Genomic DNA, 1,634 nt, shown 5'->3' with positions numbered 1-1,634 from the left:
ACATAAATCTGATTAATTTTCAACTAAATTAACAATAAAATACATCTATTCAATATGATTCTAGTATGAATATTATTACAATATAAATAACTGAGGAGAAAATATCCACCTCGGTTATTTATCACATACACATTAATATGTATTGTTTATAATACACTTTTCCACCATTTAAATGAATTTCATTTCTATTTCTATCATCATCTAAAATCTTACTTTCACCTTTTCTATTCGTTCTGCGTACACACCCACTGAAGGATTTAATATATTAGTAAAATTACCTACCTTTGCATACCAGATGCATCCGTCCACACTTAATCACTCAATTCTCATTTCTGAAAAGTGATTCTTAGTAATAAAAAAGCAAAGAAGCCCAGCAATTCATCACTGGACTTCTTCTTTATTTTCCAACAAAACTTCCTTATCAAAACGAACAAATTTACTCTGTACTTCCATTCCAGCTGCTTCATATACGCGAGGTGCTCCTGTAATATTCTCAGAATCTACATTCAGATGCACTTTTGAAATCCCCTCTTCGTACAATTGACCGAATGCATGATGTAGCAGCGCTAATCCTAATCCTTGTTTCCGCTTAGAACGCCTTACACCTAAATGAGTAATTTCAGCTTTATTGTCAGTAGCCTTTTTACTAAAGATAAAGCCAACTACTTCATCATCAAGCATGGCTAGTGACCATAGTGTAGGATGAAACCCATCTCTTTCAGTACGTTGCAAAAACTCTTCTAACGTAGAAGGTTGTGAGTTCCAGTGGTCTGCAAAGGCTTCATTAAAAGCTTGATGTAATCTCTCATCATCCACACCAGGTATGTAATGTCGCACTGTAACACCATTTGGCCATAGTGGTGTTGGTATATTTGAGTTCAATTCAATCTCCATCCCCCACCATATACGCGTTGGAATAAAACCACCTTCTCTTAACACTTTTTCCTCATAGAAATTATTTGCTTGTGTTACAATCGTGCCATTCGAGCAAGACGAATTACTAACAAGCTCCGTAGCACGCTCTTCAAGCTTTGACCATATTACATGTTCAATTTCTTGATTCATATAATCAGGGTTTACAAATACGGCAGATGGAAACTGTCTTTCATTCCCTGTCAAAATTCCATAAGCGATTATTTCATCTTTATCCATAACAACATAAGAACTTTTACTAACATCAATACCTTTCCATGAGTTAGTAATGTCCTCTACCGTTGTATCAATTTCACCGTACATAGCTTGATCATAAATTGTACATAGTTTTAAAATTTGTTGTAAATCTTCTTGTGTAGTCGCTTTAACATTTAGATTGTTTACTAAGTTCCGCATACATTTCACCTCATTTAAACGAAATAATAAGATTATAATAATTAAAAATTCGAATCCTCTTGCAAAAAAACATTTCACACTGCTACTATTTTACGAAAAATATTATTGCTCCTAAAACAATCAACAATACACCCGAAAGCGGAAAACTCTTTTCTTCCTCTTTTATCTTTCTTTCAATAATGCCTTTAATTTTCGTCTTCATATCCTCTGGACATTTTCTAAATAGAATATCAGTAGTATGAAACGGCCTATTTAAAATTCGAATCTTAGCAGGAGATTCCGATAAATATATATTATTTTTATCC

1 protein-coding gene and 1 pseudogene are annotated in these 1,634 nt (G+C 33.4%); both read right to left on the bottom strand.

All coding sequences use genetic code 11. From position 1 onward, the window contains the following. Window positions 1-381 precede the first annotated feature (381 nt). Complete coding sequence (locus tag AB3X48_RS21945) at window positions 382-1,329, bottom strand: GNAT family N-acetyltransferase (RefSeq protein WP_088099393.1); 948 nt, start codon at window positions 1,327-1,329, stop codon at window positions 382-384. A gap of 85 nt (window positions 1,330-1,414) precedes the next feature. After that, window positions 1,415-1,634: pseudogene (locus AB3X48_RS21940) on the bottom strand (hypothetical protein); the annotation flags it as partial.

Origin of the sequence: Bacillus sp. S4 (assembly GCF_040838205.1) — a bacterium.
GTDB lineage: Bacteria > Bacillota > Bacilli > Bacillales > Bacillaceae_G > Bacillus_A > Bacillus_A cereus_U.
This window is presented reverse-complemented; position numbering and strand designations above follow the sequence as displayed.

What these genes read in the sequence shown, in the direction of transcription:
- AB3X48_RS21945 (WP_088099393.1), bottom strand. Translation starts at nt 1,329, where the DNA reads ATGCGGAACTTAGTAAACAATCTAAATGTTAAAGCGACTACACAAGAA.